The following is a 25,470-nucleotide window of genomic DNA, read 5'->3' as shown; positions in this document are numbered from 1 at the left end:
GGATGGGACGTCCTCATGGTGGCGGAACGTCGCGTGCGCGCACACGCCCTTGACAGGCTCGGCTCCGGACGGCTAGCGAGGCTCCACCAGGCGCCAGGCTCCGCCGAACTTCGGCTCCCGACCGTCGCCCGACGAGGTGCCGGTGAGGCGGCGGCGCACCCATGGACCCAGGTGTTCGCGCAGGTACTCGCGCTGCGCCAGGCGCACGGCATCCGAGAGCTCCGGCATGGCCCACCAGCCGTCGGGGACCCGCTCCCCCAGAGCTTCCAGCACGCGGGCGGCGACACGGTGGTGGCCGCGACTGTTCATGTGCAGGCGATCCTGAGACCAGAACGACGGATGCGACAGCTCGGCATCCGGCCAGTTCAGCGCTCGTATGACATCGGGGCGCTCGGCGATGCGCTGCACCACGGCATCCGACATGAGATCGCCGCGTCGCTGGATGAGCCGGTTCATCGGCAGCTGCGCCGAAGGATTGGCGCCCGACAGCAGGATCAGCGTGACCCCTTCCTCGTCGCACCGGCGGAGCACCTGGCTGAACGCATCGGCGATGTGGCCGATCGACGTGCGAGGTCGCAGCATGTCGTTGCCGCCACCGTTGAAGGACAGGTGGGTGGGCTTGAGTGCGAGAGCAGGCTCGAGCTGCTGGGCGACGATCGGCCAGATCAGCTTTCCGCGGATCGCAAGGTTGGCGTACTGGATGGGTTCGCGGCGGGAGTCCGCCCATCCCTGCGCGGTGAGGTCGGCCCACCCGCGCACGCGGCCGTCGCTCAACTCATCGCCGACACCCTCCGTGAACGAGTCGCCGATCGCCACGAAGCGCACGTCTGCCATCCGTTCAGCCTACGCCGCGACCCACCCGGGGTTCATCGGTCCGCTCTGGTCGCGTCGGGAGCGCGAAAGCGGCAGAAGAGGACGGATGACAGTGGATGCCGCGGCCTCAGCGGTCGTCGAGTGCCGCGCCGCGATGGTCGGCGAGGGCCCACGCGGCCGCCGCCGCGAGCACGAAGAACGTGGCGAACACGATGAAAAGCAGCGGTGCGCCGCCGGCGGCGAGCAGCGGTGGCACGCACAGCGGTGCGACGATAGATGCGATGCGTCCGACGCCCGCGGCCCATCCGGCTCCGGTCGCACGCAGCGACGTGGGGTAGTTCTCCGGGCTGACGGCGTACAGTGCGCCCCACGCGCCGAGGTTGAAGAACGACAGCGCCATCCCCGCCGCGATGATCATGCCCTCGCCCGTCGCGGTCCCGAAGGCGATCGCCGCCAGCGCCGATCCCGCGAGGAACGCGGACAGCGTCACGCGCCGCCCCCACACCTCGATGAGCCATGCCGCCACGGCGTACCCCGGCAACTGAGCGAGCGTGATGATCAAGGTGAAGCCGAACGACTTCACGAGTCCATACCCCTGCGCGAAGAGGATCGTCGGCATCCAGATGAACGCGCCGTAGTACGAGAAGTTGACGCAGAACCAGACGACCCACAGAGCCGCCGTGCGCACGCGGAACTCGCCCGACCACAGTGCACGCAGGCCTCGGTCGGCCAGCTGCGCGCCGGCCGCGGTGCCCACCGGGGCGTGGCGACGAGGCGTGCCCTGCAGCGCCGGCGACGACTCGAACGCGCGTGTGATCGCCTCGGCCTCGACGTGGCGCCCACGCCGCGCGAGCCATCGCGGTGACTCCGGCAGCGACCAGCGCACGATCAGCGCGTAGATCGCCGGGATCGCCCCGAGCGCCAAGGCCCAGCGCCAGCCGTCGGCGGATGCCGGGATCACGAAGAACCCGATGAGCGCGGCCGCCGTCCAGCCCAAAGCCCAGAACGCCTCGAGGATGACGATGAGTCGCCCGCGCATGCGTGCCGGGGCGACCTCGCTGACGTACGTGCTCGCCACCGGCAGCTCGGCACCCAGACCCAGTCCGACGATCACGCGCAGCGCGATGAGCGCCGCAAGTCCCCCGGCCAGGGCGCTCGCCCCGGTCGCCAGACCGTAGACGAGCAACGTGACCGCGAACACCGAGCGGCGGCCGAACCGGTCCGCCAGGAGACCGCCCAGGCTCGCGCCGACCGCCATGCCGACGAACCCGGCCGACGCGATCCACGACGCCTGCTCGCCGGTCAACGACCACTGTGCGATCAATGCCGTGAGAACGAACGACACGAGCCCGACGTCCATCGCGTCGAGCGCCCAGCCGAGGCCGGAGCCGGTCAGCACGCGCAGGTGTCGGCGGGTGAACGGCAGAGCGTCCAGCCTCTCCCCCACGTCGGTGCCGGTCGGCGTCGGCGCAGGGGGAGAGGCAGCGGCATCCGTCATGCCTGAATGCTACTCAGGATGCCGAGAGCATCTCCGACACCAGCGGCGCGACCTTCGTGCCGTACAGCTCGATCGAGCGCATGAGCTTCGCATGCGAGAGGGTACCGTTGGCGTACTTCAGGTCGAAGCGGGTCGCCCCGAGCGTCTTCATGGTGGCCGCGATCTTTCGCGCGACGGTCTCAGGGGATCCCGCGTAGACCGCACCCTCCGGGCCGATATCGTGCTGGAACTGCAGCCGGCTGTACGGCGGCCATCCGCGCTCGGCGCCGATCGCGTTGCGGTTGGCCTCCATCGCCGGGTACAGCTCATCCCACGCCTGCGCGTCAGTGTCGGCGATGTGACCGGGCGAGTGGATGCCGACGGGCATCGCCTCGGTGTGACCGAAAGACGCCAGTGAGCGGTGGTACAGGTCGACGTAGGGACGGAAGCGGTCGGCCGAGCCGCCGATGATGGCGAGCATCAGCCCATAGCCGTAACGGGCCGTGCGCACGACGGACTCCGGCGAGCCGCCGACTCCGACCCATGCGCGAATGCCGTTCTCCGTCTTGGGGTACACGTCCGCCGCCTCGAGCGAGGCGCGGGTCGTCCCCTGCCACGTGACCGGCTTCTCGGTGAGCAGCTGGGAGAACAGGTCGAGCTTCTCCTCGAAGAGCACCTCGTAGTCGCTCAGGTCGTAGCCGAACAGCGGGAAGGACTCGATGAACGAACCCCGGCCGAGAATCACCTCGGCGCGACCCGACGACAGCGCGTCCAGCGTCGCGAAGCGTTCGTACACGCGCACCGGGTCATCACTGGAGAGGACGGTGACGGCCGTACCGAGGTGGATGCTCTCGGTACGGGCCGCCGCCGCAGCCAGCACCAGCTCGGGACTGGACACGGCGAACTCGTGACGGTGGTGCTCCCCCACGCCGAAGAAGGAGAGCCCCACCTGGTCGGCGAGCACCGCCTGATCGACGATGTCGCGAATCGTCTGCGCGTCGCTCAGGCGCTCGCCGTCGTCGCCGACGGTGACGTCGCCGAAGGTGTCCAGTCCCAGTTGTGCATTCATACGAATGAGAACCTCCCGTGTGCCGTGATCATTCCGTGCGGAGATTCTCGGCCGGATCAGCCCTGAGCCAGTGCCATCCGCAGTGTGTCGAGACCGACACCGCCCAGACGCAGCGCGCGCATGTGGAAGCGCTTGATGTCGAAGTCGGCGCCCTCGCGTTCGGCCGTCTCGTCGCGGATCTGCTCCCAGATACGCTGACCGACCTTGTAGGAGGGGGCCTGACCCGGCCAGCCGAGGTAGCGATTCACCTCGAACTGGATGAACTCGTCCGACATGTTGACGTTGCGGCGCATGAACTCGAGAGCGAAGTCCGCGTCCCAGATGCCCTCGCCGTCGGGGCGGGGCTTGCCCAGGTGCACGCCGATGTCGAGGACGACGCGGGCGGCGCGCATGCGCTGACCGTCGAGCATGCCGAGCCGATCGGCCGGGTCGTCGAGGTAGCCCAGCTGCTCCATGAGGCGCTCCGCGTACAGGGCCCAGCCCTCCGCGTGACCGCTGGAGCCCGCGAGGAGGCGGCGCCAGGAGTTGAGCTCCGCGCGGTTGTAGACCGCCTGGGCGATCTGCAGGTGGTGGCCGGGAACGCCCTCGTGGTAGACCGTGGTCAGCTCGCGCCACGTGTCGAAGGAGTCGACGCCCTCGGGCACCGACCACCACATGCGACCGGGACGGGAGAAGTCGTCCGTGGGGCCTGTGTAGTAGATGCCGCCCTCGTTGGTGGGCGCGATCATGCACTCCAGACGACGGATCTGCTCCGGGATGTCGAAGTGGGTCTTGCCGAGCTCGTCCACCGCGCGGTCGCTCGTGGCCTGCATCCACTCCTGCAGGGCCTGCGTGCCGCGGAGCTTGCGCGCTTCGTCGTTCTCGAGGAAGGCCACGGCCTCTTCGACGGTCGCACCCGGGAGGATCTCGTTCGCGATGGCCTCCTGCTCCGCCACCATGCGGGCAAGCTCTTCCAGGCCCCACTCGTAGGTCTCATCCAGGTCGATGACCGCTCCGAGGAAGCTCCGGGAGTGCAGCGCATAGAGCTCACGACCGACGCCGTCCACCTCGGAGGCTGCGGGAGCGAGCTCGGTGCGCAGGAAGTTCGCGAGCTCGTCGTACGCGACCCGGGCCGCACCGGCATGACCGGACAGAGCCTTGGCGAGCGAGGCGGGCAGCTGCCCCTCGGCGGGGGCGGCGTCGGCGGCGAAGGTCGCGAAGAAACCGTTGTCGGACGTGTATCGCGCGATCTGACCGATGACCTCGGTGACCTGGCGGCGGGCCGGGACGATCCCGGTCGCGATCCCCTCGCGGAGGGTCTCGATGTAGCCGCCGATCGCCTCGGGGATGGCGGACAGCCGCGTGGCGATGACTGCCCAGTCCTCGATCGTGTCGGTGGGCATGAGATCGAAGACGCTGCGCAGCTCCTGCGCGGGCGAGGCGATGACGTTGACGTCGCGCAGATGGGCGCCCGCCTCGTACAGCGCGATCGACAGCTCCAGGTCTCCGCTCAGGTCGGCCTTGGTGACGACGTCGACGTCATCGACCGGCTCGGCGGCCTGCAGGGCGGCGAGGGTGGCGCGCGCAGCGTCCACGCGCGCGGCGGCGCCGGCGAGCGAGTAGTCGTCGAGTCGACCGTTGTGCTCGAAGCGTCCGATGTAGGTGGCCAATCCCGGGGAAAGCTCGGCACAGGTGTCGACCCATGCCTCGGCGATCGCGTCGATCGGCGTGGGGGTACGGGGGGAATCGGTCATTCTTCGAGCCTAATCCCGACACGGCCTCGACGTGGGGCGGGATGCCGACGACTGCGCAACCGGATGCCACCGCGGCCGCGCCCTCTCAGTGCCCCGCGATGTCCCAGTTCTCGCCCCGGCCGATCTGGACATCGAGCGGCACCGACAGCTCTGCGGCGTCGCCCATACGGTCGTGGACGATCTTCTCCACCGTCTCCCACTCCCCCGGTGCCACCTCCACCACGAGCTCGTCGTGGATCTGGAGCAGCACCCGAGACGCGACACCCTGAGCGCGGAACTCGTCGTGGATGCGGAAGAGGGCGATTTTCATGATGTCCGCGGCGCTGCCCTGGATCGGCGCGTTCAGTGCGGCGCGCTCCGCATTCTCACGCAGCACCCGGTTGGGGCTCGCGAGATCGGGGAAGGGACGGCGGCGCCCGAAGATCGTCTCCGTGTAGCCGTCGATACGGGCCTGCTCGACGGAGGAGCGCAGGTAGTCGCGCACGGCGCCGAAGCGGGCGAAGTACTCGGTCATCAGCAGCTTCGCCTCAGACTGTTCGATGCGCAGCTGCTTCGACAGACCGAACGCGCTGAGACCGTACACGAGGCCGTAGCTCATCGCCTTGACCTTGGTGCGCATGGCGGACGTCACGTCGGCCGGCTCGACGCCGAACACCCGTGCCCCGACGAACCGGTGCAGGTCCTCGCCGGAGTTGAAGGCTTCGATGAGACCCTCGTCGCCGGACAGGTGCGCCATGATGCGCATCTCGATCTGCGAGTAGTCCGCCGTCAGCAGGGTCTCGTAGCCCTCGCCGACCTCGAACGCGGCGCGGATGCGCCGAGACTCCTCCGTGCGGATCGGGATGTTCTGCAGGTTCGGGTCGGTGCTCGACAGACGCCCCGTCTGGCTGCCCGTCTGCACGTACGTCGTATGGATGCGGCCGTCGGAGCCGGCGGCGCGATCGTTGCCGATCGACGCATCGAGCGACTCGATGATCTGTCGGAGTTTGGTCGCCTCGCGATGCTGCAGGAGAAGATCGAGGAAGGGGTGCGGATTCGACTCCTGCAGGTCGGCGAGCACCGCGGCATCCGTGGAGTAGCCCGTCTTCGTCTTGCGGGTCTTCGGCAACTCGAGCTGCTCGAACAGCACGTCCTGCAGCTGCTTGGGCGAACCCAGGTTCACCTCCCGACCGATCTCGGCGTAGGCGAGCTGGGCGACCGCGTCGGCGCGCGCACCGAGCTCGGCAGAGAATCCCGAGAGCTTCTCGTGAGAGACGGCGACGCCGGCTACCTCCATGTCGGCGAGGGTGTCGAGGGTGGGAAGCTCGATCTCGGTCATCACGCGCGCGACGGGCGCGGGCATCTGCGCCCGCATCGCGTCGGCGACGCGCAGCGCGTACCACGACAGCTGACCCGGTGTGGCGCCTTCGGTCTCGGGCACCAGCTGGGTCGGGTCGGCCTCGGGTAGCTTCTCGTCGAGATAACGGTCGACCAGGTCGCCGAGCCCCTTGTCGGGGAAGCTGGGCCGCAGCAGCCACCCGGCGAGGATCGGGTCGAACACCAGTCCTCGCAGGCGCACGCCCGCGCGTCGGAGAGCCTTCACCTGCGGCTTCGCGTCGGCCATCACCTTCGGAGCATCGCTGCTCAACCACGGCCCGAGCACCGCGGAGACGTCCGCCGCCCACGTCGTCTCGATGGCCTCATCACCGGTTGCGAGCCCCAGCCGCGACGGAAGGCCGCCTTCCGTGGTGAGCGTGAGGGCCACTTCGGCGATCTCGGATGCCGCGCCGCGAGCCGTGATCCACTGCTCGATCGCGGCGGCATCGGCTTCGACGGCCTTCGGCGCCGTCACCACGCTCGCGGTGTCGTCGGCGCCGTCCTCGGGGTCGGCGCCGACGGCCTCGAAGACGCGCGGCAGGAGCGTGCGGAACTCCAGTCGGGCGAAGATGTCGCGGACAGCCTGCGCATCGATCGGCCGGACCGCGAGGTCGACCGGTCCGACGCCGAGCTCGACATCGCGCAGCAGGGCGTTCAGGGTCCGGTTGCGCCGCACGTCGTCGAGGTGATCGCGCAGGTTGCCCCCCACGACACCAGTGATCTTGTCGGCGTCCTCGAGCAGAGCATTCAGGCTGCCCCACTGCGTGAGCCACTTGACGGCGGTCTTCTCGCCCACTTTCGGCACCCCGGGCAGGTTGTCGCTGGTCTCGCCCACGAGCGCGGCGATGTCGGGGTAGTTGGCGGGGGGCAGGCCGTACTTCTCCACGACGGCATCCGGCGTGTAGCGCTTGAGCTGCGACACGCCCTGCACGCTGGGGTACAGCAGCGTCACGTCGTCGGTGACGAGTTGAATGGTGTCGCGGTCGCCGGAGCAGACGAGCACGTCGTAGCCTTCGGCGGCACCCTGCGTGGCGAGAGTCGCGAGGATGTCGTCGGCCTCGACGCCCTCCTTCGTGAGCACCGTCACGTTCATCGCGGCGAGGCACTCCTGCAGCAGGGGGATCTGGCCCTTGAACTCCGCCGGCGACTCGGAGCGGTTCGCCTTGTACTCGGGGTATTCGTCGGTGCGGAACGAGTGACGGGAGGTGTCGAACGCGACGGCGAGATGCGTCGGCTGCTCCGCCTTGACGAGGTTGACGAACATCGACAGGAAGCCGTAGATGCCGTTCGTGTGCTGACCATCGCGCGTCGTGAAGTTGTCCACAGGAAGGGCGAAGAAGGCGCGGTAGGCCAGCGAATGGCCGTCCACGACGAGGAGAGTAGGCTTTGCGGAGTCCGTCACCCTGCAACTCTAGACGCGGCGGCGGACACCGGAAATTTCGACCCGATCACTTCCGAAGGTGGACGATGACCGCTGAGAACTCCCCTGTCGACGACGGCATGGATTGGGCGCGTCAGCGCGGAATGGGCGCCCTCGCCGAGAAGATGGGCATCGAGTTCACGGAGTTCAGTATCGAGCGCTCTGTCGCGACCATGCCCGTTGAAGGCAACACGCAGCCGGTCGGACTGCTGCACGGCGGCGCATACGTCGTTCTCGGCGAGTCCCTCGGCTCGATGGCGGCCAACCTGCACGCGGGGCCCGGGCGACTCGCCGTCGGTGTCGACATCAACGCGACCCACACGCGGTCCGCCACGAGCGGCGTCGTCACGGGGGTCTGCACGCCGGTTCATCTCGGCCGTAGCCTCACGGTGCACGAGATCGTCGTGACCGACGATCAGGGGCGGCGCTGCTCGACGATCCGCATCACGAACATGATCAGGGAGCGCTCGGCATCCTGAGCCGGCGCCCCCGCACGAGGTGGCGGCTCAGCCCTTCTTGGGCGAGAGCTGCTCGATGATCGCCTTGGCGACATCCTGCATCGTCAGTCGGCGATCCATCGACGCCTTCTGGATCCAGCGGAAGGCTTCAGGCTCGCTCAGGCCCATCTTCTCGTTGAGCAGGCCCTTGGCGCGGTCGACGAGCTTGCGGGTCTCGAAGCGCTCGACCATGTCGGCCACCTCGGCCTCGAGCGTGATGATCTGCTCGTAGCGCGCGAGGGCAATCTCGATCGCCGGCAGCAGGTCGTTCGGGGTGAACGGCTTGACGACGTAGGCCAGGGCGCCGGCCTCGCTGGCGCGCTCGACGAGCTCCTTCTGGCTGAAGGCGGTCAGCAGCACGACGGGGGCGACGTGGTTCTTGCTGAGCTTCTCTGCGGCGCTGATGCCGTCCAGGACGGGCATCTTCACGTCCATGATGACGAGGTCCGGGCGCAGCTCGGTGGCCAGCTGCACGGCGGTCTCGCCGTCACCGGCCTCCCCCACGACGTCGAAGCCGTTGTCGCGGAGGATCTCGACGATGTCGAGGCGGATCAGCGATTCGTCCTCGGCGACGACGACGCGTCGCGGGGAGGATGCCGTGGGAGTCGTGCTCGGTTCCTGCTCAGTCACCTTTGAATCCTACGGTATGGTCAATCCCGGACGTGCGCTGATGAACGTCCGCGTGCGCCGGTGTGGCGGAATGGCAGACGCGACCGACTCAAACTCGGTTGTCTTCGGACGTGTGGGTTCGACTCCCACCACCGGCACGCAACGCAGAGGGCGGATGCCGGCTATCCCGGCATCCGCCCTCTGGTGTCTGTGCGACCTACTTCTCCGACTGGTAGATCGGCGCCTTGCCGTGAACGGCGTCGCCGATCCGGTGCACCCGGATGTCGTTGGTCGAGCCGATGATTCCGGGAGGGGAACCGGAGATCACGACGACCTTGTCCCCTTCGGTGGCGAGGCCCTGGCCGAGGAAGAACTCGTCGACCTGCATGAACATCATGTCGGTGTGCGCGACGTGCTCCACGAGCGTCGACTGCACGCCCCACGTCAGCGCCATGCGGCGGCGGATGGCCGGGTCGACGGCGAAGGCCATCATCGGGATGCCGGGGCGCAGGCGCGACATGCGGCGCGCGGTGTCGCCGGACTCCGTGAAGATGGCGATGTACTTCGCCTCGATGAACTCGGCCACCTCGTTCGCGGCGAGGGTCAGGATGCCGCCCTGCGTGCGGGGTTTGGCGCTGAAGGGGCGGATCCGCTCGAGGCCGTGTTCCTCGGTCGACTCGACGATGCGGGCCATGGTCTGCACCGTGACGACCGGGTAGTCGCCGACGCTGGTCTCACCGGAGAGCATGACGGCGTCCGCGCCGTCGAGGACGGCGTTGGCGACGTCGGAGGCCTCGGCGCGCGTGGGCACCGGGGCGTGGGTCATCGACTCGAGCATCTGCGTCGCGACGATGACGGGCTTCGCCATCCGGCGGCACATCTCGACAGCGCGCTTCTGCACGACCGGCACGGCCTCCAGCGGAAGCTCGACCGCGAGGTCGCCGCGGGCGACCATGATGCCGTCGAACGCGTCGATGATCTCCTCGAGGTTGTCGACCGCCTGCGGCTTCTCGATCTTGGCGATCACGGGGACCTTGCGGCCCTCCTCCGCCATGATCTCGTGCACGCGGGTGATGTCGGCCGCGTCGCGCACGAACGACAGCGCGATGAGGTCGGCGCCGGCCTGAAGGCCCCAGCGCAGGTCAGACTCATCCTTCTCGGACAGTGCCGGCACACTGACGGCGACGCCCGGAAGGTTGATGCCCTTGTTGTTGGAGACGGTACCCGCGACGATGACCTTGGTCGTGACGACGGGGCCGTCCACGCTCTCCACCTGGACGCGCACCTTGCCGTCGTCGATGAGGAGGAAGTCGCCCGGCTTCACATCGCCGGCGAGACCTTTGAAGGTGGTGCCGACGAGGTCACGCGTGCCGACGACGTCTTCGGTGGTGATGCGGAACGTCTCGCCGACGGCGAGGTCGTGGGGTCCGTCGCTGAACTTGCCGAGGCGGATCTTGGGGCCCTGCAGGTCGACGAGGATGGCGACGGCGCGGCCCGCGTCGTCGGCGGCCTTGCGCACGTTCGCGAAGCGGACTTCGTGCTCGGCGTACGAGCCGTGGCTCAGGTTCATTCGGGTGACGTCCACGCCCGCATCGATGATCGCGCGGATCATCTCATACGATTCGGTGGCCGGACCCAGGGTTGCGACGATCTTCGCGCGTCTCACTGAAGACTCTCCGGTCTCTATGGGTTGTTCGGGGGTGATTTCAGCCTACGCGGGCTGAAGGCCGATCGCGACGTCGGTCGGGCGCACCGGTGACGGCAGGCTCGTGCGTCCCATGAGGTACTCGTCGACGGCTGCCGCTGCGGCGCGCCCTTCCGCGATCGCCCAGACGATCAGGGACTGGCCACGCCCGGCGTCTCCGGCGACGAACACGCCGGGCGCGGTCGTCTGGTAGTCATCGCCGCGCTCGACGTTGCCGCGGCCCGTGAACACGGTACCCAGCTGCGACTCGAGTTCGGCACGCTCGGGGCCGGTAAAACCCATCGCGATGAGGATGAGATCGGCGGGGATCTCGCGCTCGGTGCCCCTGCGGGGAACACGGCGGCCGTCGGGTAGGTACTCCGTCTCCGCGACGCGGAGGGCGCGCACCTCCCCCGCCTCGTTGCCCAGGAACTCCACCGTCGAGGCCAGGAAGCTGCGCTGCCCGCCCTCCTCGTGTGCCGAGGACACCTCGAAGACGGTCGGTGTCATCGGCCACGGCTGGTGGTCGGGCCGGTTCGCCGGCGGCTGCTTGCCGATGGCGAGGTTCGTGACGCTGAGCGCGCCCTGTCGGTGCGCGGTTCCGATGCAGTCAGCACCGGTGTCACCGCCGCCGATGACGATCACGTGCTTGCCCTCGGCGTGGATCTGCTGCGGAACCTGGTCGCCGGCGACGGCCTTGTTCGACTCGATGAGGTACTCCATCGCGAAGTGCACGCCGGCCAGGTCGCGCCCGGGGATGGCGAGCTCGCGCGGGAGTGTGGCTCCCGTGGCGATGACGACCGCGTCGTAGCGGGCACGCAGATCGCTCCAGGAGATGTCCTTGCCGATCTCGACACCCGCGCGGAACCGCGTGCCCTCGTCCTGCATCTGACGCAGGCGTGACTCGAGGTGGCGCTTCTCCATCTTGAAGTCGGGGATGCCGTAGCGCAGCAGACCGCCGATGCGGTCGTCACGCTCGTACACGGCGACGGTGTGGCCGGCGCGCGTCAGCTGCTGGGCAGCGGCGAGTCCGGCCGGGCCCGAGCCGACGACCGCGACGGTCTTACCGGTCAGGCGTGCGGGCGGCTCCGGCTCGACCCAGCCGTTCGCGAACGCCTCGTCGATGGTCGAGACCTCGATCTGCTTGATCGTGACCGCCGGCTGGTTGATGCCGAGCACGCACGAGCTCTCGCACGGCGCCGGGCACAGCCGCCCGGTGAACTCCGGGAAGTTGTTCGTGGCGTGGAGGCGCTCGATCGCGGCGCGACCCTCGCCGCGCCAGGTGAGGTCGTTCCACTCCGGAATGAGGTTGCCGAGCGGACAGCCCTGGTGGCAGAACGGGATGCCGCAGTCCATGCAACGGCCGGCCTGACGGCGCAGGACGGCGGTGTCGCCCGGCTCGTAGACCTCTTTCCAGTCCATGATGCGCACGGGAACCGGCCGGCGCGCCGGGAGCTCACGCTCGGTGGTCTTCAGGAAGCCCTTCGGGTCAGCCACCGGTCACCTCCAAGATGCGGGTCCAGACGACGTCGCCGTCGGGGTCGAGCCCCTCGGCGGCCGCCTCCTGGCGGGTCTGCAGAACCGCGGCGTAGTCGCGCGGCAGGACACGGACGAAGTTCGCGGCCTCGGCCTCGAGGTCGTCCAGGAGAGCGGCGGCCAGGGCCGAGTCCGTCTCGGTCACGTGGCGTTCGAGCAGATCGCGGAGAATCTCCACGTCGCCCGAGCCCATCTCGAGTAGCTCGAGCTCGCCGCTGGCGAGTGCCTCTCGGTTCACGAGGGCGCGGTCGAGCTTGTAGATGTACGCGCTGCCGCCGGACATGCCCGCGCCGAGGTTGCGTCCCGTCGGCCCGAGGATGACGGCCAGGCCGCCGGTCATGTACTCCAGCGCGTGGTCACCGACGCCCTCGACGACGGCGGTTGCTCCCGAGTTGCGGACGAGGAAGCGTTCGCCCACGACGCCGCGCAGGAACAGCGTTCCCTGGGTGGCGCCGTAGCCGATGACGTTGCCGGCGATGACGTTCTGCGCAGCGTCGAAGCTCGCCCCGCGGGGCGGACGGACGATGATCTCACCGCCCGACAGGCCTTTGCCCACGTAGTCGTTGGAGTCGCCCTCCAGTCGCAGGGTGATTCCCGACGGCAGGAACGCGCCGAAGGACTGACCGGCGGAACCGGTGAGATTGATCTCGATGGTGCCGGAGGGAAGGCCGTGCTCGCCGTGGGCGAGGGTGACGCGGTTGCCGAGCATCGTGCCGACGGCACGCTCGGTGTTGCGGATCGGCAGATCGATCGAGAAGTGTCCCCCGTGCGCGATGACGTCCTGGGCGCGTTCGATCAGCGGCACATCGAAGTGCTGGTCCAGCTCGTGGTCCTGATCGCGCAGGTGACGGCGAGGTGCATCGGGTCCGAACGCGGGACCCTCGAGGATCGGGGTCAGGTCGAGCCCGCTGGCCTTCCAGTGGTCGATCGCGCCGTTCATGTCGAGCATCTCGGAGTGGCCGACCGCCTCTTCGATCGAGCGGAAGCCGAGCTCGGCGAGGTACTCGCGCACTTCCTGTGCGAGGAACTCCATGAAGTTGACGACGAACTCGGGCTTGCCGGTGAAGCGGCTGCGCAGCACGGGGTTCTGGGTCGCGACGCCGACCGGGCACGTGTCAAGATGGCACACGCGCATCATGATGCAGCCCTCGACCACCAGCGCCGTGGTCGCGAAGCCGAACTCCTCAGCCCCGAGCAGGGCCGCGATCACGACGTCGCGGCCGGTCTTGAGCTGACCGTCCGCCTGCACCACGACACGATCGCGCATGTCGTTGAGCATGAGGGTCTGCTGCGTCTCGGCCAGGCCCAGCTCCCACGGGGTTCCGGCGTGCTTGAGCGAGTTCAACGGGCTCGCGCCGGTGCCGCCGTCGTGGCCCGAGACGAGGATGACGTCGGCGAGAGCCTTGGCGGTCCCCGCGGCCACCGCGCCGATGCCCGACTGGCTCACGAGCTTGACGTGCACGCGCGCCTTGGGGTTCGCCCGCTTGACGTCGAAGATGAGCTGCTTGAGGTCTTCGATCGAGTAGATGTCGTGGTGCGGCGGGGGTGAGATGAGCCCCACGCCGGGGGTGCCCCCGCGGGTCCGTGCGATCCACGGGTACACCTTGCCGGGGGGCAGCTGACCGCCCTCGCCGGGCTTGGCGCCCTGAGCGAGCTTGATCTGGATGTCGTCGGCGTGCGTGAGGTACATGCTCGTCACGCCGAAGCGTCCCGAGGCGACCTGTTTGATGGCGCTGCGACGCTCGGGGTCCAGCAGACGGTCGACGTCCTCGCCGCCCTCCCCCGTGTTCGACTTGGCGCCGATCGAGTTCATGGCGATCGCGAGGGTCTCGTGCGCTTCCTTCGAGATCGAGCCGTAGCTCATCGCGCCGGTCGAGAACCGCTTCACGATCGAGGAGACGGGTTCGACCTCGTCGATCGGCACGGGCGGACGCATGCCGGTCTTGAGGCGGAACATGCCGCGGAGGGTCTTGAGCTCCGCAGCCTGGTCGTCTACGAGCTTCGTGTACTCCCGGAAGATGTCGTAACGGCGCGTGCGCGTCGAGTGCTGCAGGCGGAAGACGGTGTCGGGCGTGAACAGGTGGGGTGCACCGTCGCGGCGCCACTGGTACTCGCCGCCGGTCCACAGCCGCTCGTGGGCGCGCGCGGCTCCGTCCTCGGGGTAGGCGTAGTCATGGCGAGCCTGGTTCTCCACCGCGATCTCGCGCACCCCCACGCCGCCGAGCTTCGTCTCGGTGCCCGTGAAGTACTTCCGGACGAACTCTTCCGACAGGCCCACGGCTTCGAAGACCTGTGATCCGGCGTAGGACGAGACCGTGGAGATGCCCATCTTCGACATGATCTTCAGCACGCCCTTGCCGAGCGCGTAGATGAGATTCTTGACGGCCTTCTCGGGAGTGACACCCGTGATGAACCCGGCCCGAACGAGGTACTCGACGGTTTCCATCGCCAGGTACGGGTTGACCGCTGAGGCGCCGTAGCCGATGAGCGTGGCCACGTGGTGCACCTCGCGCACGTCCCCGGCCTCCACGACGAGACCGACCTTCATCCGGTTCTCCTGGCGGATCAGGTGGTGGTGCACGGCCGACAGCATGAGCAGCGACGGGATCGGCACCAGGTCTTTGTTGGAGTCGCGGTCGCTCAGGATGATGAACTCGGCGCCGTCGGCGATCGCGGCATCGACTTCGGCCGAGATCTCCTCGAGTCGGCGTTCGAGCGCATCCTCGCCGTGCTCCAGGTGGTACAGGCCGCGGATGGTCACGGAGCGACGCCCGGGCAGCGCCTTGTCGATGTTCTGCAGCTTCGCCAGCTCGTCGTTGTCGATCACCGGGAAATCGAGGGTGATCGTGCGGGTGTGCTCGGGACCCCACTCCAGGAGGTTGCGCTCGGGGCCGAGCCCGAGGGCGAGCGAGGTCACGACCTCTTCACGGATCGAGTCCAGCGGCGGGTTGGTGACCTGCGCGAACTGCTGCACGAAGTAGTCGAACAGCAGGCGCGGACGCTTGCTGAGCACCGCGATCGGCGTGTCCGATCCCATCGCGCCGAGCGGCTCGGCGCCGGTCTGTCCCATGGGCGTGAGGAGGATGCGCACCTCCTCCTCGGTGTATCCGAAGGTACGCTGACGGCGGGTGATCGAGGCGATCGGGTGCACGATGTGCTCGCGCTCGGGCAGCTCCTTCAGGCGCACGCGACCGGCATCCAGCCATTCCTGCCACGGCTGCAGCGCGGCGAGCTCGGCCTTGACCTCGTCGTCCTCGATGATGCGGCGCTGGGCGGTGTCGACGACGAACATGCGGCCGGGGCGCAGGCGCCCGCGGCGCTTGATGCGCTCCGGGGCGAAGTCGAGCACACCGGTCTCGCTGCCGATGACGACGAGCCCGTCGGTGGTCTCGGTCCAGCGACCCGGACGCAGACCATTGCGGTCGAGCGTCGCGCCGACGAGCGTGCCGTCGGTGAAGATGAGGGCGGCGGGGCCGTCCCAGGGCTCCATCTGCATCGAGTGGTACTCGTAGAACGCGCGGAGATCCGGCGCGATGTCGGCCTGCTTCTCGTAGGCCTCCGGCACCATCATCATCACCGCGTGCGGCAGGCTGCGACCGGTCAGGGTCAGCAGCTCGAGCACCTCGTCGAAGGATGCCGAGTCGCTCGCGCCTTCGGTGCAGATCGGCAGGAGCGGACGGATGTCGCCGATCAGCTCGGACTCGAGCTGGGACTGACGGGCGCGCATCCAGTTGCGGTTGGCACCGACCGTGTTGATCTCGCCGTTGTGCGCGAGCATCCGCAGCGGCTGGGCGAGAGGCCACGACGGGAACGTGTTGGTTGAGTAGCGCGAGTGCACGACGGCGAGCTCGCTCTGGAACCGCTCGTCCTGCAGGTCGGGGTAGAACGGCTCGAGCTGGAGGGTCGTGACCATGCCCTTGTACCCGAGAGTGCGCGAGCTCAGCGACACGAAGTAGGCGTCGTGCTCGCGGCGGGCGCGCTTGCGCAGCCGGTACACGCGGCGGTCGAGGTCGATTCCGCTCAGGGCGGGCGCGTCACCGACAGCGGGGCGCGAGACGAAGAGCTGCTCGAAGTGCGGGCGGGCCTCGTATGCCAGCTTGCCGAGGTGCTCCTGCTCGGTCGGCACGTCGCGCCAGCCGAGGACGGTGAGGCCCTCTGCCGCCGCGATGCGTTCGACGCCCGTCTTGATCTCGGCGCGGGTGGTCTCGTCCAGTGGCAGGAACGCCATGCCCGCCGCGTACTCCCCCACCGGTGGCAGTTCGAAGTCGACGACGGCGCGCAGGAACGCGTCGGGCATCTGGGTCAGGATGCCGGCACCGTCACCGGTGCCCGCGTCCGACCCGATCGCGCCGCGGTGCTCGAGGTTGCGCAGCGCCGTCAGCGCGAGCTCGACGATGTCATGGCCGGGCTCGCCGCGCAGTGTGGCCACCATGGCCAGGCCGCAGGCGTCCTTCTCGAACGCGGGGTTGTACATTCCCTGCTTGGCGGGGAAGCCCGATGCGGGGCGCATCACGGGCGTCTCGTGGGTCTTCTCACGACGGGGGCTCGAAGCCATGGCAACCGTCCTCATGGTCAAACTGATCGGGGACGACGTCGGCCCTGGGCATTCAGCGGAGGTGTGTTCAGCGGAGGAGAAGTCGAAGCATCATGCGCATCGGCGCGGTGCTACTTCGACGTGACAGTGCTTGTGGCTGCGTCCGCGATGGATTCGGCTGTCGGGGGTGCGCTGACGTCCACGAATTCATCGGTGTTCTGCGATTGTACAGCCCCGCTCCGCTCACGGCCGCGCATGTACGGCGACGGCTCGAAGCCCGGGTGGCGGCGGGTCTGCACCGCGAAGATGACGATTCCGACGAGCACGCCGAAGATCGCCGCCCAGACGTTGGTGCGCAGTCCGAAGAACACCTCGCTCGGGTCGATGCGGATGCTCTCCCACACGATGCGCCCGGCGCTGTACCAGACGAGGTAGAGCGCGAACAGGCGCCCCCATTGCAGTCGGAAGCGGTGACCGGCCCACAGCAGGACGATCACGCCCATCGTGTTCCAGATGACCTCGTAGAGGAAGGTCGGGTGGAACAGCGTGCCGACGGGCAGGCCGACCGGCCAGGCCGGGTTGGGGTAGTCGATCTGCAGACCCCAGGGCAGGTCGGTGGGAAGCCCGTACAGTTCCTGGTTGAACCAGTTGCCGAACCGACCGAGCGCTTGAGCGAGCAGCAGGCCCGGAGCGAGAGCATCGGCGAAGGTCCAGAACCGGATGCCGGTCCACTTGCAGCCGAGCCAGGCGCCGATGGCGCCTCCGATGAGCGCGCCGAAGATCGCGATCCCGCCGTCCCACACGTTCCAGATCGCGTCGCGGACGAACGGGTTCCACCACTCGCGCCCTTGCTCGAAGTAGAAGCCCCAGTGCGTCACGACGTGGAAGGCTCGCGCGCCGATGATCGCCAGGGGCACGGCGAGCAGGCAGATGTCGATGACGACCCACGACTCCGCGCCGCGCTTGGTGAGGCGGTGGTTGGTCATGAAGGCCGCGACGACGATACCCGTGAGGATGCACAGGGCGTAGAAGTGGATCGTCAGCGGGCCGATCTGGAAGGAACTGATCGGCGGACTCGGGATGCTGGCGACGACGGAGGCGGAGGAAAGCACGAGGGGCAGTCTACTTCGCTGGCGGTATCGGCACGTGTCGCCGGGGGGGGGGGGGTGCCCCTATGTCGTTTGTCAAGCGGCAAGGGCGGATTCGGTGACGTGCGGCTGGTAGAGGGTGCCGTCGCGGAGCATGGCGTAGAGGACGTCGCAGCGGCGCCTTGCGAGGGCGATGAGCGCTTGGTTGTGTCGTTTGCCCTGTGCGATCTTGCGGTCGTAGTAGGCGCGGGATTCGGGGTCGCGGAGCGCGGCGAATGCGGAGAGGAACATCGTTCGTTTCAGGATCTTGTTTCCGCGCCGGGAGGGGTGCTCGCCGCGGATCGAGGATCCGGATCGGCGGGTGACGGGTGCGAGGCCGGCGTAGGCGGCTAGGTGCCCGGCGGTTGGGAAGCTCTTCGTGGTGACCTCGGTGAGGAGTCGGGCTGCGGTCCTGACGCCGACTCCGGGCATGCTCGTCAGGACCGGCTGAAGAGGGTGCTGATCGACGAGCTTCTCAACCTCGATGGCGATCTCGTCACGCTGCCGACGCAGCGCCGCGAGCTGCTCTGCCAGGCGGGGGAGCACGAGCGCGGCAGCACCGGTGCCCGTGACCACGACCGTCTGCTCGCCGAGAGCCGTGAGGATCTCAGCCGCCCAGACGCGGCCTTTGCGGGGCGCGTTCTTGAGCAGCCGGTTCCCGAGTCGCTTCTCGCCAGCGGTGCGCATCGCGGCCGGAGACGGGTAGTGCGCCAGCAAGTCGAGGATCGCGGGGTGGTCCAGTCGCGGGCCGAGCACGCGTTCCAGAGCGGGGTGGATCTGCGTCAGCAGGCCTCTGATCCGGTTCGAGACTTGAGTGATCTGACTTGCGAGGTCGTCATCGAACCCGCAGAGCATGGAGAGCTCGGCGACCTGCTCGTCGGTCACTTGGATCGACCGCAGCGTGTGCGGCATCGTCCGCGCGGTCTCCGCGATGATGAACGCGTCACGGGCGTCGGTTTTCGCCTCGCCCGGATGCAGGTCAGCGATGCGTCGCATCGCCAGACCGGGCAGGTAGCCCACGAGTACGCCGTTGGCCTGCGCGAGCGCGACGGGAAGCGCGCCGACCGTCGCGGGCTGGTCGACGACCAGCAGCACGGTGCCGTGCGCGGCGAGCTGGTCGAGCACCGCCTTGAGCCTGCGCTCGTCATTCGGGAGCGGCCGGTCGTAGAGCCGCTGGCCCGCCCGATCCAGAGCGACCGCGTGATGTTCGCCTTTGCCGACGTCGAGCCCGACGAACACGTCGACCTCGTCGTACCTGCCGATGCTTGTGACCACCTCGTCCTCCATCCGGTTTCGCAAACGACGGCAACCGCAGGCGGCGCGTCTCGGCATCCACGTTACGAACGGCCTCGAGCAGCAGCTCGGGTCCAGCCCCTATCAGCGATCACACACCGCCAACCAGGCCCGGTGACAACACCCCCCAGATCATGACTTCGACAGGGGGCAGCAATCATGCCGAGCCCGGCAGGCCGTCAACCCTCAGGATCCCTCCATCCGGGCCACAAAGAAAGTAACGGGGCGTCAGCGCCCGGCGCCGGCCGTCAGCGCGCGGGTCTCCGCAGCGAGCGCCTCGACCCCGCCGTCACGCAGCGCTCGCACGAGCGCCGTCCCGACGATCGCGCCGTCGGCGTACTCCAGCACGCCGGCCACCTGGTCCGGCGTAGAGATGCCGATCCCGACACACGCGTGCTCCACACCGAATCCGCGCAGGCGCCCGACGAGCGTGCGGGCGGCGGCATCCAGCTCGGCTCGTTCGCCCGTGATGCCCATCGTCGACACCGTGTAGACGAAGCCCGTGGAGGCTTCGGCGATCATTCGCAGTCGCTCATCGGTCGAGGTCGGAGCGGCCAGGAAGACGCGGTCGAGTCCGGTGCGCTCGGAGGCGGCGATCCAGTCGGGGGCGGCGTCGGGAGTGATGTCCGGGGTGATGAGACCGGCGCCCCCGGCGGCGACCAGATCGTCGGCGAAGCGGTCGACGCCGTACTGCAGGACCGGGTTCCAGTACGTCATGACGAGGATGGGGACATCCACCCGATCGGCGATCGCCCGCACGGCGATGAAGGTGTCGCGCAGGCGGAAACCTGCCGCGAGTGCGGCCTGGGTCGCCTCCTGGATGACGAGCCCGTCCATGACCGGGTCGGAGTAGGGCGGGCCCAGCTCGAGGACGTCGGCGCCGTTTTCCGCCAGCGCGACGGCGGCATCGATGCTCGTCTGCAGATCGGGGTAGCCGAGCGGCAGATAGCCGACGAACGCGCCGCGTCCGTCCGCCTTCGCCGCATCGATGGCGGCGGCCACGCGAGAGGTCACGCCGTGGCCCCCTTGTCGTAGAGACCGAACCAGCGCGCGGCGGTGTCCATGTCTTTGTCGCCGCGTCCCGAAAGGCTGACGGCGATGAGGGCGTCGGGTCCGAGCTCGCGGCCCAGGCGCAACGCCCCGGCCAGTGCATGCGCGGACTCGATGGCGGGAATGATGCCCTCTGTCTGCGACAGCAGGCGCAGCGCGTCCATGGCTTCGGCATCCGTCGCGGGGATGTACTGGGCGCGGCCGATGTCGGCCAGCCAGGCGTGCTCGGGGCCGACACCCGGGTAGTCGAGTCCGGCGGAGATCGAGTGCGACTCGACCGTCTGGCCGTCCTCGTCCTGCAGGACGAATGTCTTCGCCCCGTGGAGGATGCCGGGGCGGCCGCGCTCGATGGATGCCGCGTGCTTGGGCGTGTCGACGCCGTCGCCGGCAGCCTCGACGCCGTAGAGCTTGACGCCGTCGTCATCGAGGAACGCATCGAACATACCGATCGCGTTGGAGCCGCCGCCGACGCAGGCGACGACCGCATCGGGCAGGCGTCCGGTCTCGGCGAGCAGCTGTGCGCGGGCCTCTTCGGAGATGATCTTCTGGAAGTCGCGGACCATCGCCGGGAAGGGGTGCGGACCGGCGGCCGTCCCGAAGATGTAGTTCGTCGTCTCGACGGAAGCGACCCAGTCGCGGTACGCCTCGTTGATCGCGTCCTTCAGGGTGCGCGATCCGGTCTTCACCGGGATGACCTCGGCGCCGAGCAGCCTCATACGCGCGACATTCAGCGCCTGGCGCTCGGTGTCGACCTCGCCCATGTAGACGGTGCAGTCGAAACCGAACAGAGCCGCTGCGGTCGCGGTCGCGACGCCGTGCTGGCCGGCACCGGTCTCGGCGATGACGCGCTTCTTGCCGAGTCGCTTGGTCAGCAGCGCCTGACCGATGACGTTGTTGATCTTGTGCGAGCCGGTGTGGTTGAGGTCTTCGCGCTTCAGGAAGATGCGCGCGCCCCCCGCGTGCTCGGCGAAGCGCGGCACCTCGGTGAGAGCCGAGGGTCGGCCGGCGTAGGAGTGCAGGAGGCTCTCGAACTCGGCCGCGAACGCCGGATCGGCCTTGGCCGCCTCGTACTCCGCGGTCAGCTCGTCGATGGCCGCGATGAGCGACTCGGGCATGTAGCGCCCGCCGAAGTCTCCGAAGAAGGGTCCGTGCTGGTCGCGCAGGCTCATGATCCGGCCTCCAGGAAGGCGTGCAGAGTGGTCACGGGGTCGTTGGTGACGAGTGCCTCGCCCACCAGGACGACGTCAGCGCCGTCGGCGCGGTAGTGCGCGACGTCGGCCGGCGCGAGCACCGCCGACTCGGCGATCTTGATCGCGTCGGCGGGGAAATGCTCCGCGAGCGAGCCGAAGAGGTCGCGGTCCAGCTCGAACGTGGAGAGGTTGCGGGCGTTGACGCCGATGAGCTTCGCTCCGAGGTCGCCGGCGCGGTCGAGCTCCTCTCGCGAGTGCGTCTCGACGAGGGGGGTCATGCCGAGCTGCAAGACCAGCTCGTGCAGCTCTCGCAGGAGCGGCTGCTCGAGCGCCGCGACGATCAGGAGCACCAGGTCGGCCCCCGAGGCGCGCGCCTCCAGCACCTGGTACGCGGTGGCGATGAAGTCCTTACGCAGGACCGGCAACGACACACGTTCCTTGACCGCCTCGAGGTCGGCGAGGGAACCCTTGAACTTGCGCTGCTCGGTGAGCACCGAGATCGCGGACGCGCCGCCCTCTTCGTAGCGCGACGCCTGCAGCGCAGGGTCGGGGATCGCGGCGAGGTCGCCGCGCGAGGGGCTGGCGCGCTTCACCTCGGCGATGATCTTCACGCGTTCGGCGGGCGCGAGCACGGCGAGGGCGTCGAGCGCCGGAGTCTGCGCGAGCGCGGCGCGCTCGACGTCACGGAGAGGACGCGTCTGCTCCCGCGACCGGGCATCTTCCACCGCGCCGGCCGTCAGGCCATCGAGCATGTCAGTGCTGCTTCGGGGCGTACTTCGGACCCTTGGCGCCGTAGCCCGCCTTCGCCATGGCCCAGCCGACGAGGGCGCCCACGACGAGCAGACCTGCCGAGGCCCAGACGAGCGCCGGCATGTCGAACCAGTAGAAGACCGTGCCGAGAGTGACGGCGAGCAGCATGATGACCACAGCCGTCCAGGCGGCGGGCGAGTGTCCGTGGCCGGGGTCGTCGATGCTGTTGCTCATGCTGCTCCTCGGTGTCATTCGGGCGTTCAGGGCCAGTCTAGCGGGCGGTGGGATCGTCGCCGTGCGACAGGTCGTCCCAGGAGTCGATCGCGTCGTGCGGGCGCGATGCGGCGGCGCCGGATGCCGCTGGCGTCGCCGACGCGCTCGCGGCGTCGGTGCGGTATCGGCGTCCGCTCCCGCGCCACCGGTGCGACGTCGCGAGGGTCAGGATGCCGCCGGCGCCGATCAGCGCACCCGCGACGACGGTGAGCCAGGGCCACGGGGTCGCCGTGATCGCGGCCACGAGCCCGGCGATCGCCTCGGTGCCCGACAGCCCCGTCGCCGTCGTCACGGCCGCGGCGACGGCATCCACCGGGTGCTCGATCACGATGCGCGCCGCACCGACGAGCAGGGTGCCGCCGATGACCACGGCGACCGCGCCGAAGGCGTAGCGGAGCACGCGTCCGACGACGGTCAGCGCGAGCCCGAGGGCGAGTGCGGCGAGGCTGAGAGGTGCCAGCAGCGTGAACGCCTTGGCACCGGCCACCGTCAGCGACGCCGTCGCGCCGGCATCCAGCGCGACGTCCAGCCACGTCTGCGTCGAGGAGATGATCGCGAGGGCGCCCCCGGCGATGATCGCCAGAACGGCGTAGCTGCGTGCACGTGCGGTCACGACGCGTCGCCGTCGGAATCGAGGGGTGCGAACGAGACGAGGGGCGAGAGATCGTCGGCGTCGAAGCACGTGTGATCGCCCGTGTGGCAGGCTGCGCCGATCTGCTCGACGGCGATCAGCAGAGTGTCGCCGTCGCAATCCAGCCGGGCGCCGCGCACGTACTGCGCGTGTCCGGAGGTGTCGCCCTTGCGCCAGTACTCCTGACGGGAGCGCGACCAGAACGTCACGCGCCCCTCCGTGAGCGTGCGGCGGAGAGCCTCGGCATCCATCCAGCCGAGCATCAGCACCTCGCCGGTGTCGTGCTGCTGGATGATCGCGGGCACCAGACCGTCGGCGTTGAACGCCACGCGACCGATCCGCGGGTCGTCGACGACGGTCATCGGCGCACCTCGATGCCGTCGGCGCTGAGCGCGTCCTTGACGTCGCCGATCGTCAGCTGCCCGGAGTGGAAGACGGATGCCGCGAGTACGGCGTCGGCTCCGGCGTGCACGGCCGGGGCGAAATGGTCGACGCTGCCGGCACCGCCGGAGGCGATGACGGGGACCGGCGACAGCTCGCGCATGAGGCCGACGAGTTCGAGGTCGAAGCCGTCCTTGGTGCCGTCGGCGTCGATCGAGTTGACGAGCAGCTCGCCGGCGCCACGATCGATGGCCTCGCGTGCCCAGTCAAGGGCGTCGAGGTTCGTCGCGGTGCGGCCGCCGTGGGTGGTGACGACGAAGCCGGAGCGTGTTCCGGGCGCGCGCTTCACATCGAGCGAGAGCACGAGCACCTGCGCACCGAACCGGTCGGCGATCTCGCCCACCAGATCGGGACGGGCGATGGCCGCAGAGTTGACGCCGACCTTGTCGGCGCCCACGGCGAGCAGTCGAGCGACGTCGTCGGCACTGCGCACTCCCCCGCCGACGGTCAGCGGGATGAAGACCTCCTCGGCGGTGCGGCGCACGACGTCGTAGGTCGTCGAGCGGTCGTCCACCGTGGCGGTCACGTCGAGGAAGGTCAGCTCGTCGGCGCCCTGAGCGAAATAGAGGGCGGCGAGTTCGACGGGATCACCCATGTCGCGGAGGTTCTCGAAGTTCACCCCCTTGACGACGCGGCCAGCGGCCACATCGAGGCAGGGGATGATGCGTCGTGCCAGAGACACGTCAAAGCCTCGCGTTGTGGATCGGCGTCACGAGGATCGCGCGTGCGCCGATCGCGTAGAGCGCGTCCATGACCTGGTTGACCGTCTTGCGGGGGCTCATGACCCGCACGGCGACCCACTCGGGGTCGCGCAGCGGCGAGATCGTGGGCGATTCGATGCCGGGGGCGATGGCGACGGCGTCGTCGACGAGCGCTGCCGGCAGGTCGTAGTCGATGAGCACGTAGCGGCGGGCCACCATGACGCCCCGCAGGCGCCGCAGGAGCGTCTCCGTGCCGTCGGCCTCGGTCGGAGCTCCGATCAGCACGGCCTCCGATTCGAGCAGGACGGGGCCGAAGATCTCCAGCCCGGCCTGGCGGAGGGTCGTGCCCGTCGAGACCACGTCGGCGACGGCGTCGGCGACGCCGAGCTGCACGGCGGACTCGACCGCGCCGTCCAGCGGCACCAGGTCGACCGCGACGCCCTGCTCGTCGAGGAAGCCGTCGACCAGGCCCGGGTAGGCCGTCGCCACGCGCAGACCCTCGAGGTCGGTCACGTGCGCGAAGCGTCCGGGAGGACCGGCGAAACGGAACGTCGAGCCGCCGAAGCCGAGCTGCTCGATCTCGCGGGCACCCGGCATCCGGGCGTCGAGGAGGAGGTCGCGGCCGGTGATGCCGACGTCGAGCGCGCCGGAGCCGACGTAGGTCGCGATGTCCTTCGGGCGCAGGTAGAAGAACTCGACCTCGTTGACGGGGTCGATGACGTGGAGGTCCTTGGGGTCGCGGCGGCCGATGTATCCGGCTTCCGCGAGCATCTCGGCGGCGGTGTCGGCGAGCGACCCCTTGTTCGGCACGGCGATGCGCAGCATGGGTGAAGGGCTTTCGGTGTCGGGACGAGCGGGGGCGGGAGCGCGCTCAGAGATGTCGGTAGACGTCCTGCAGTGTGAGGCCCTTGGCGAGCATCAGCACCTGCAGGTGGTACAGCAGCTGCGAGATCTCTTCGGCGGTCTCGTCGTCGGACTGGTACTCCGCGGCCATCCAGACTTCGGCGGCTTCTTCGACGATCTTCTTCCCGATGGCGTGCACGCCGCGATCGAGCTGCGCGACCGTGCCGGAGCCCTCGGGACGGGTCTCGGCGGTCGTCGTCAGCTCCGCGAACAGGGCGTCGAACGTCTTCACCCTGACAGGCTACCGGTCCGCGCCGCGCGTGAGCGCCGCGGGCCGTGACACGAACTCCGCAGATTCGCACGCTCTCCGCATCCGCACGGCCTCTCGGATGCGGAGTACAGCGGCTTCTGCGGAGTTCGTGAGGTGCCGGCGGGTGGCGGCG

Annotated in this window: 21 protein-coding genes and 1 tRNA gene; 2 read left to right on the top strand and 20 right to left on the bottom strand. The window is 69.0% G+C overall.

The features are described from left to right. Positions 1-72: 72 nt before the first annotated feature. The 5 genes from HMPREF1529_RS13975 to polA all read right to left on the bottom strand — a co-directional run bounded on the left by HMPREF1529_RS13975 (position 73) and on the right by polA (position 7,850). The gene (locus tag HMPREF1529_RS13975; RefSeq protein ID WP_016465277.1) at positions 73-834 is read right to left on the bottom strand and encodes an SGNH/GDSL hydrolase family protein; all 762 of its coding nucleotides are present in this window, start codon (positions 832-834) and stop codon (positions 73-75) included. 106 nt (positions 835-940) lie between these two features. Beyond that, complete coding sequence (locus HMPREF1529_RS13970) at positions 941-2,311, bottom strand: MFS transporter (protein ID WP_016465276.1); 1,371 nt, start codon at positions 2,309-2,311, stop codon at positions 941-943. A gap of 13 nt (positions 2,312-2,324) precedes the next feature. Then, positions 2,325-3,359: an LLM class flavin-dependent oxidoreductase gene (locus HMPREF1529_RS13965; RefSeq protein WP_016465275.1), complete on the bottom strand. Its 1,035-nt coding sequence runs from the start codon at positions 3,357-3,359 to the stop codon at positions 2,325-2,327. A 56-nt stretch (positions 3,360-3,415) separates the two neighbouring features. Further along, a complete protein-coding gene (locus HMPREF1529_RS13960; protein WP_016465274.1) occupies positions 3,416-5,092 on the bottom strand; it encodes a DUF885 domain-containing protein in 1,677 nt (558 codons plus the stop codon). Positions 5,093-5,177: 85 nt separating this feature from the next. Continuing rightward, a complete protein-coding gene (gene polA / locus HMPREF1529_RS13955) occupies positions 5,178-7,850 on the bottom strand; it encodes a DNA polymerase I (protein ID WP_016465273.1) in 2,673 nt (890 codons plus the stop codon). Positions 7,851-7,915: 65 nt separating this feature from the next. Between polA and HMPREF1529_RS13950 the strand changes: the two genes are divergently transcribed. Next, positions 7,916-8,347, top strand: a complete 432-nt coding sequence (locus tag HMPREF1529_RS13950; protein ID WP_005055257.1) for a hotdog fold thioesterase — start codon at positions 7,916-7,918, stop codon at positions 8,345-8,347. A gap of 27 nt (positions 8,348-8,374) precedes the next feature. Here the strand turns inward: HMPREF1529_RS13950 and HMPREF1529_RS13945 are convergent, their stop codons facing one another. After that, complete coding sequence (locus HMPREF1529_RS13945; RefSeq protein ID WP_005055255.1) at positions 8,375-8,995, bottom strand: ANTAR domain-containing response regulator; 621 nt, start codon at positions 8,993-8,995, stop codon at positions 8,375-8,377. A gap of 56 nt (positions 8,996-9,051) precedes the next feature. Here HMPREF1529_RS13945 and HMPREF1529_RS13940 point away from each other — a divergent pair. Next, positions 9,052-9,132: transfer RNA gene (locus HMPREF1529_RS13940), tRNA-Leu, on the top strand. A gap of 59 nt (positions 9,133-9,191) precedes the next feature. Here HMPREF1529_RS13940 and pyk read toward each other — a convergent pair. The 14 genes from pyk to HMPREF1529_RS13870 all read right to left on the bottom strand — a co-directional run bounded on the left by pyk (position 9,192) and on the right by HMPREF1529_RS13870 (position 25,319). Further along, on the bottom strand, positions 9,192-10,640 hold the full coding sequence (gene pyk / locus HMPREF1529_RS13935; protein WP_005055253.1) for a pyruvate kinase: 1,449 nt from the start codon (positions 10,638-10,640) through the stop codon (positions 9,192-9,194). Between the two features lie 45 nt (positions 10,641-10,685). Continuing rightward, a complete protein-coding gene (locus HMPREF1529_RS13930) occupies positions 10,686-12,155 on the bottom strand; it encodes a glutamate synthase subunit beta (RefSeq protein WP_016465272.1) in 1,470 nt (489 codons plus the stop codon). Next, the gene (gene gltB / locus HMPREF1529_RS13925) at positions 12,148-16,749 is read right to left on the bottom strand and encodes a glutamate synthase large subunit (protein ID WP_016465271.1); all 4,602 of its coding nucleotides are present in this window, start codon (positions 16,747-16,749) and stop codon (positions 12,148-12,150) included. The genes HMPREF1529_RS13930 and gltB overlap by 8 nt, the downstream gene beginning before the upstream one ends. Positions 16,750-16,859: 110 nt before the next feature. Beyond that, positions 16,860-17,840 (bottom strand): prolipoprotein diacylglyceryl transferase, encoded by a 981-nt coding sequence (lgt, locus tag HMPREF1529_RS13920; RefSeq protein ID WP_005055246.1) that lies wholly within the window; start codon positions 17,838-17,840, stop codon positions 16,860-16,862. Between the two features lie 72 nt (positions 17,841-17,912). After that, positions 17,913-19,142 (bottom strand): IS110 family transposase, encoded by a 1,230-nt coding sequence (locus HMPREF1529_RS13915; RefSeq protein ID WP_036283572.1) that lies wholly within the window; start codon positions 19,140-19,142, stop codon positions 17,913-17,915. 234 nt (positions 19,143-19,376) lie between these two features. Beyond that, positions 19,377-20,162: a tryptophan synthase subunit alpha gene (gene trpA / locus HMPREF1529_RS13910; RefSeq protein ID WP_016465269.1), complete on the bottom strand. Its 786-nt coding sequence runs from the start codon at positions 20,160-20,162 to the stop codon at positions 19,377-19,379. Then, complete coding sequence (gene trpB / locus HMPREF1529_RS13905; RefSeq protein WP_016465268.1) at positions 20,159-21,367, bottom strand: tryptophan synthase subunit beta; 1,209 nt, start codon at positions 21,365-21,367, stop codon at positions 20,159-20,161. Before trpB ends, trpA begins: the two co-directional genes overlap by 4 nt. After that, positions 21,364-22,140, bottom strand: coding sequence for an indole-3-glycerol phosphate synthase TrpC (trpC, locus tag HMPREF1529_RS13900; RefSeq protein WP_016465267.1), 777 nt, complete (start codon positions 22,138-22,140; stop codon positions 21,364-21,366). Before trpC ends, trpB begins: the two co-directional genes overlap by 4 nt. Position 22,141: 1 nt before the next feature. Beyond that, positions 22,142-22,372, bottom strand: coding sequence for a DUF6704 family protein (locus tag HMPREF1529_RS13895; RefSeq protein ID WP_005055241.1), 231 nt, complete (start codon positions 22,370-22,372; stop codon positions 22,142-22,144). Between the two features lie 37 nt (positions 22,373-22,409). Next, positions 22,410-23,024, bottom strand: a complete 615-nt coding sequence (locus HMPREF1529_RS13890) for a Trp biosynthesis-associated membrane protein (protein ID WP_016465266.1) — start codon at positions 23,022-23,024, stop codon at positions 22,410-22,412. Next, positions 23,021-23,404 carry a phosphoribosyl-AMP cyclohydrolase gene (hisI, locus tag HMPREF1529_RS13885; RefSeq protein ID WP_005055238.1) on the bottom strand — a complete coding sequence of 128 codons (384 nt, stop codon included), beginning with the start codon at positions 23,402-23,404 and terminating at the stop codon, positions 23,021-23,023. Before hisI ends, HMPREF1529_RS13890 begins: the two co-directional genes overlap by 4 nt. Continuing rightward, positions 23,401-24,165 carry an imidazole glycerol phosphate synthase subunit HisF gene (gene hisF / locus HMPREF1529_RS13880; protein ID WP_005055237.1) on the bottom strand — a complete coding sequence of 255 codons (765 nt, stop codon included), beginning with the start codon at positions 24,163-24,165 and terminating at the stop codon, positions 23,401-23,403. The genes hisI and hisF overlap by 4 nt, the downstream gene beginning before the upstream one ends. Position 24,166: 1 nt before the next feature. Then, positions 24,167-25,009: an ATP phosphoribosyltransferase gene (hisG, locus tag HMPREF1529_RS13875; protein ID WP_005055235.1), complete on the bottom strand. Its 843-nt coding sequence runs from the start codon at positions 25,007-25,009 to the stop codon at positions 24,167-24,169. Between the two features lie 46 nt (positions 25,010-25,055). Then, positions 25,056-25,319 carry a phosphoribosyl-ATP diphosphatase gene (locus HMPREF1529_RS13870; RefSeq protein WP_005055234.1) on the bottom strand — a complete coding sequence of 88 codons (264 nt, stop codon included), beginning with the start codon at positions 25,317-25,319 and terminating at the stop codon, positions 25,056-25,058. Positions 25,320-25,470: the final 151 nt, after the last annotated feature.

The organism is Microbacterium sp. oral taxon 186 str. F0373 (assembly GCF_000411455.1).
Classification (GTDB): Bacteria; Actinomycetota; Actinomycetes; order Actinomycetales; family Microbacteriaceae; genus Microbacterium.
Note: the sequence above shows the minus strand (reverse complement) of the source record. Positions and strands in the feature narration are given on the sequence as shown.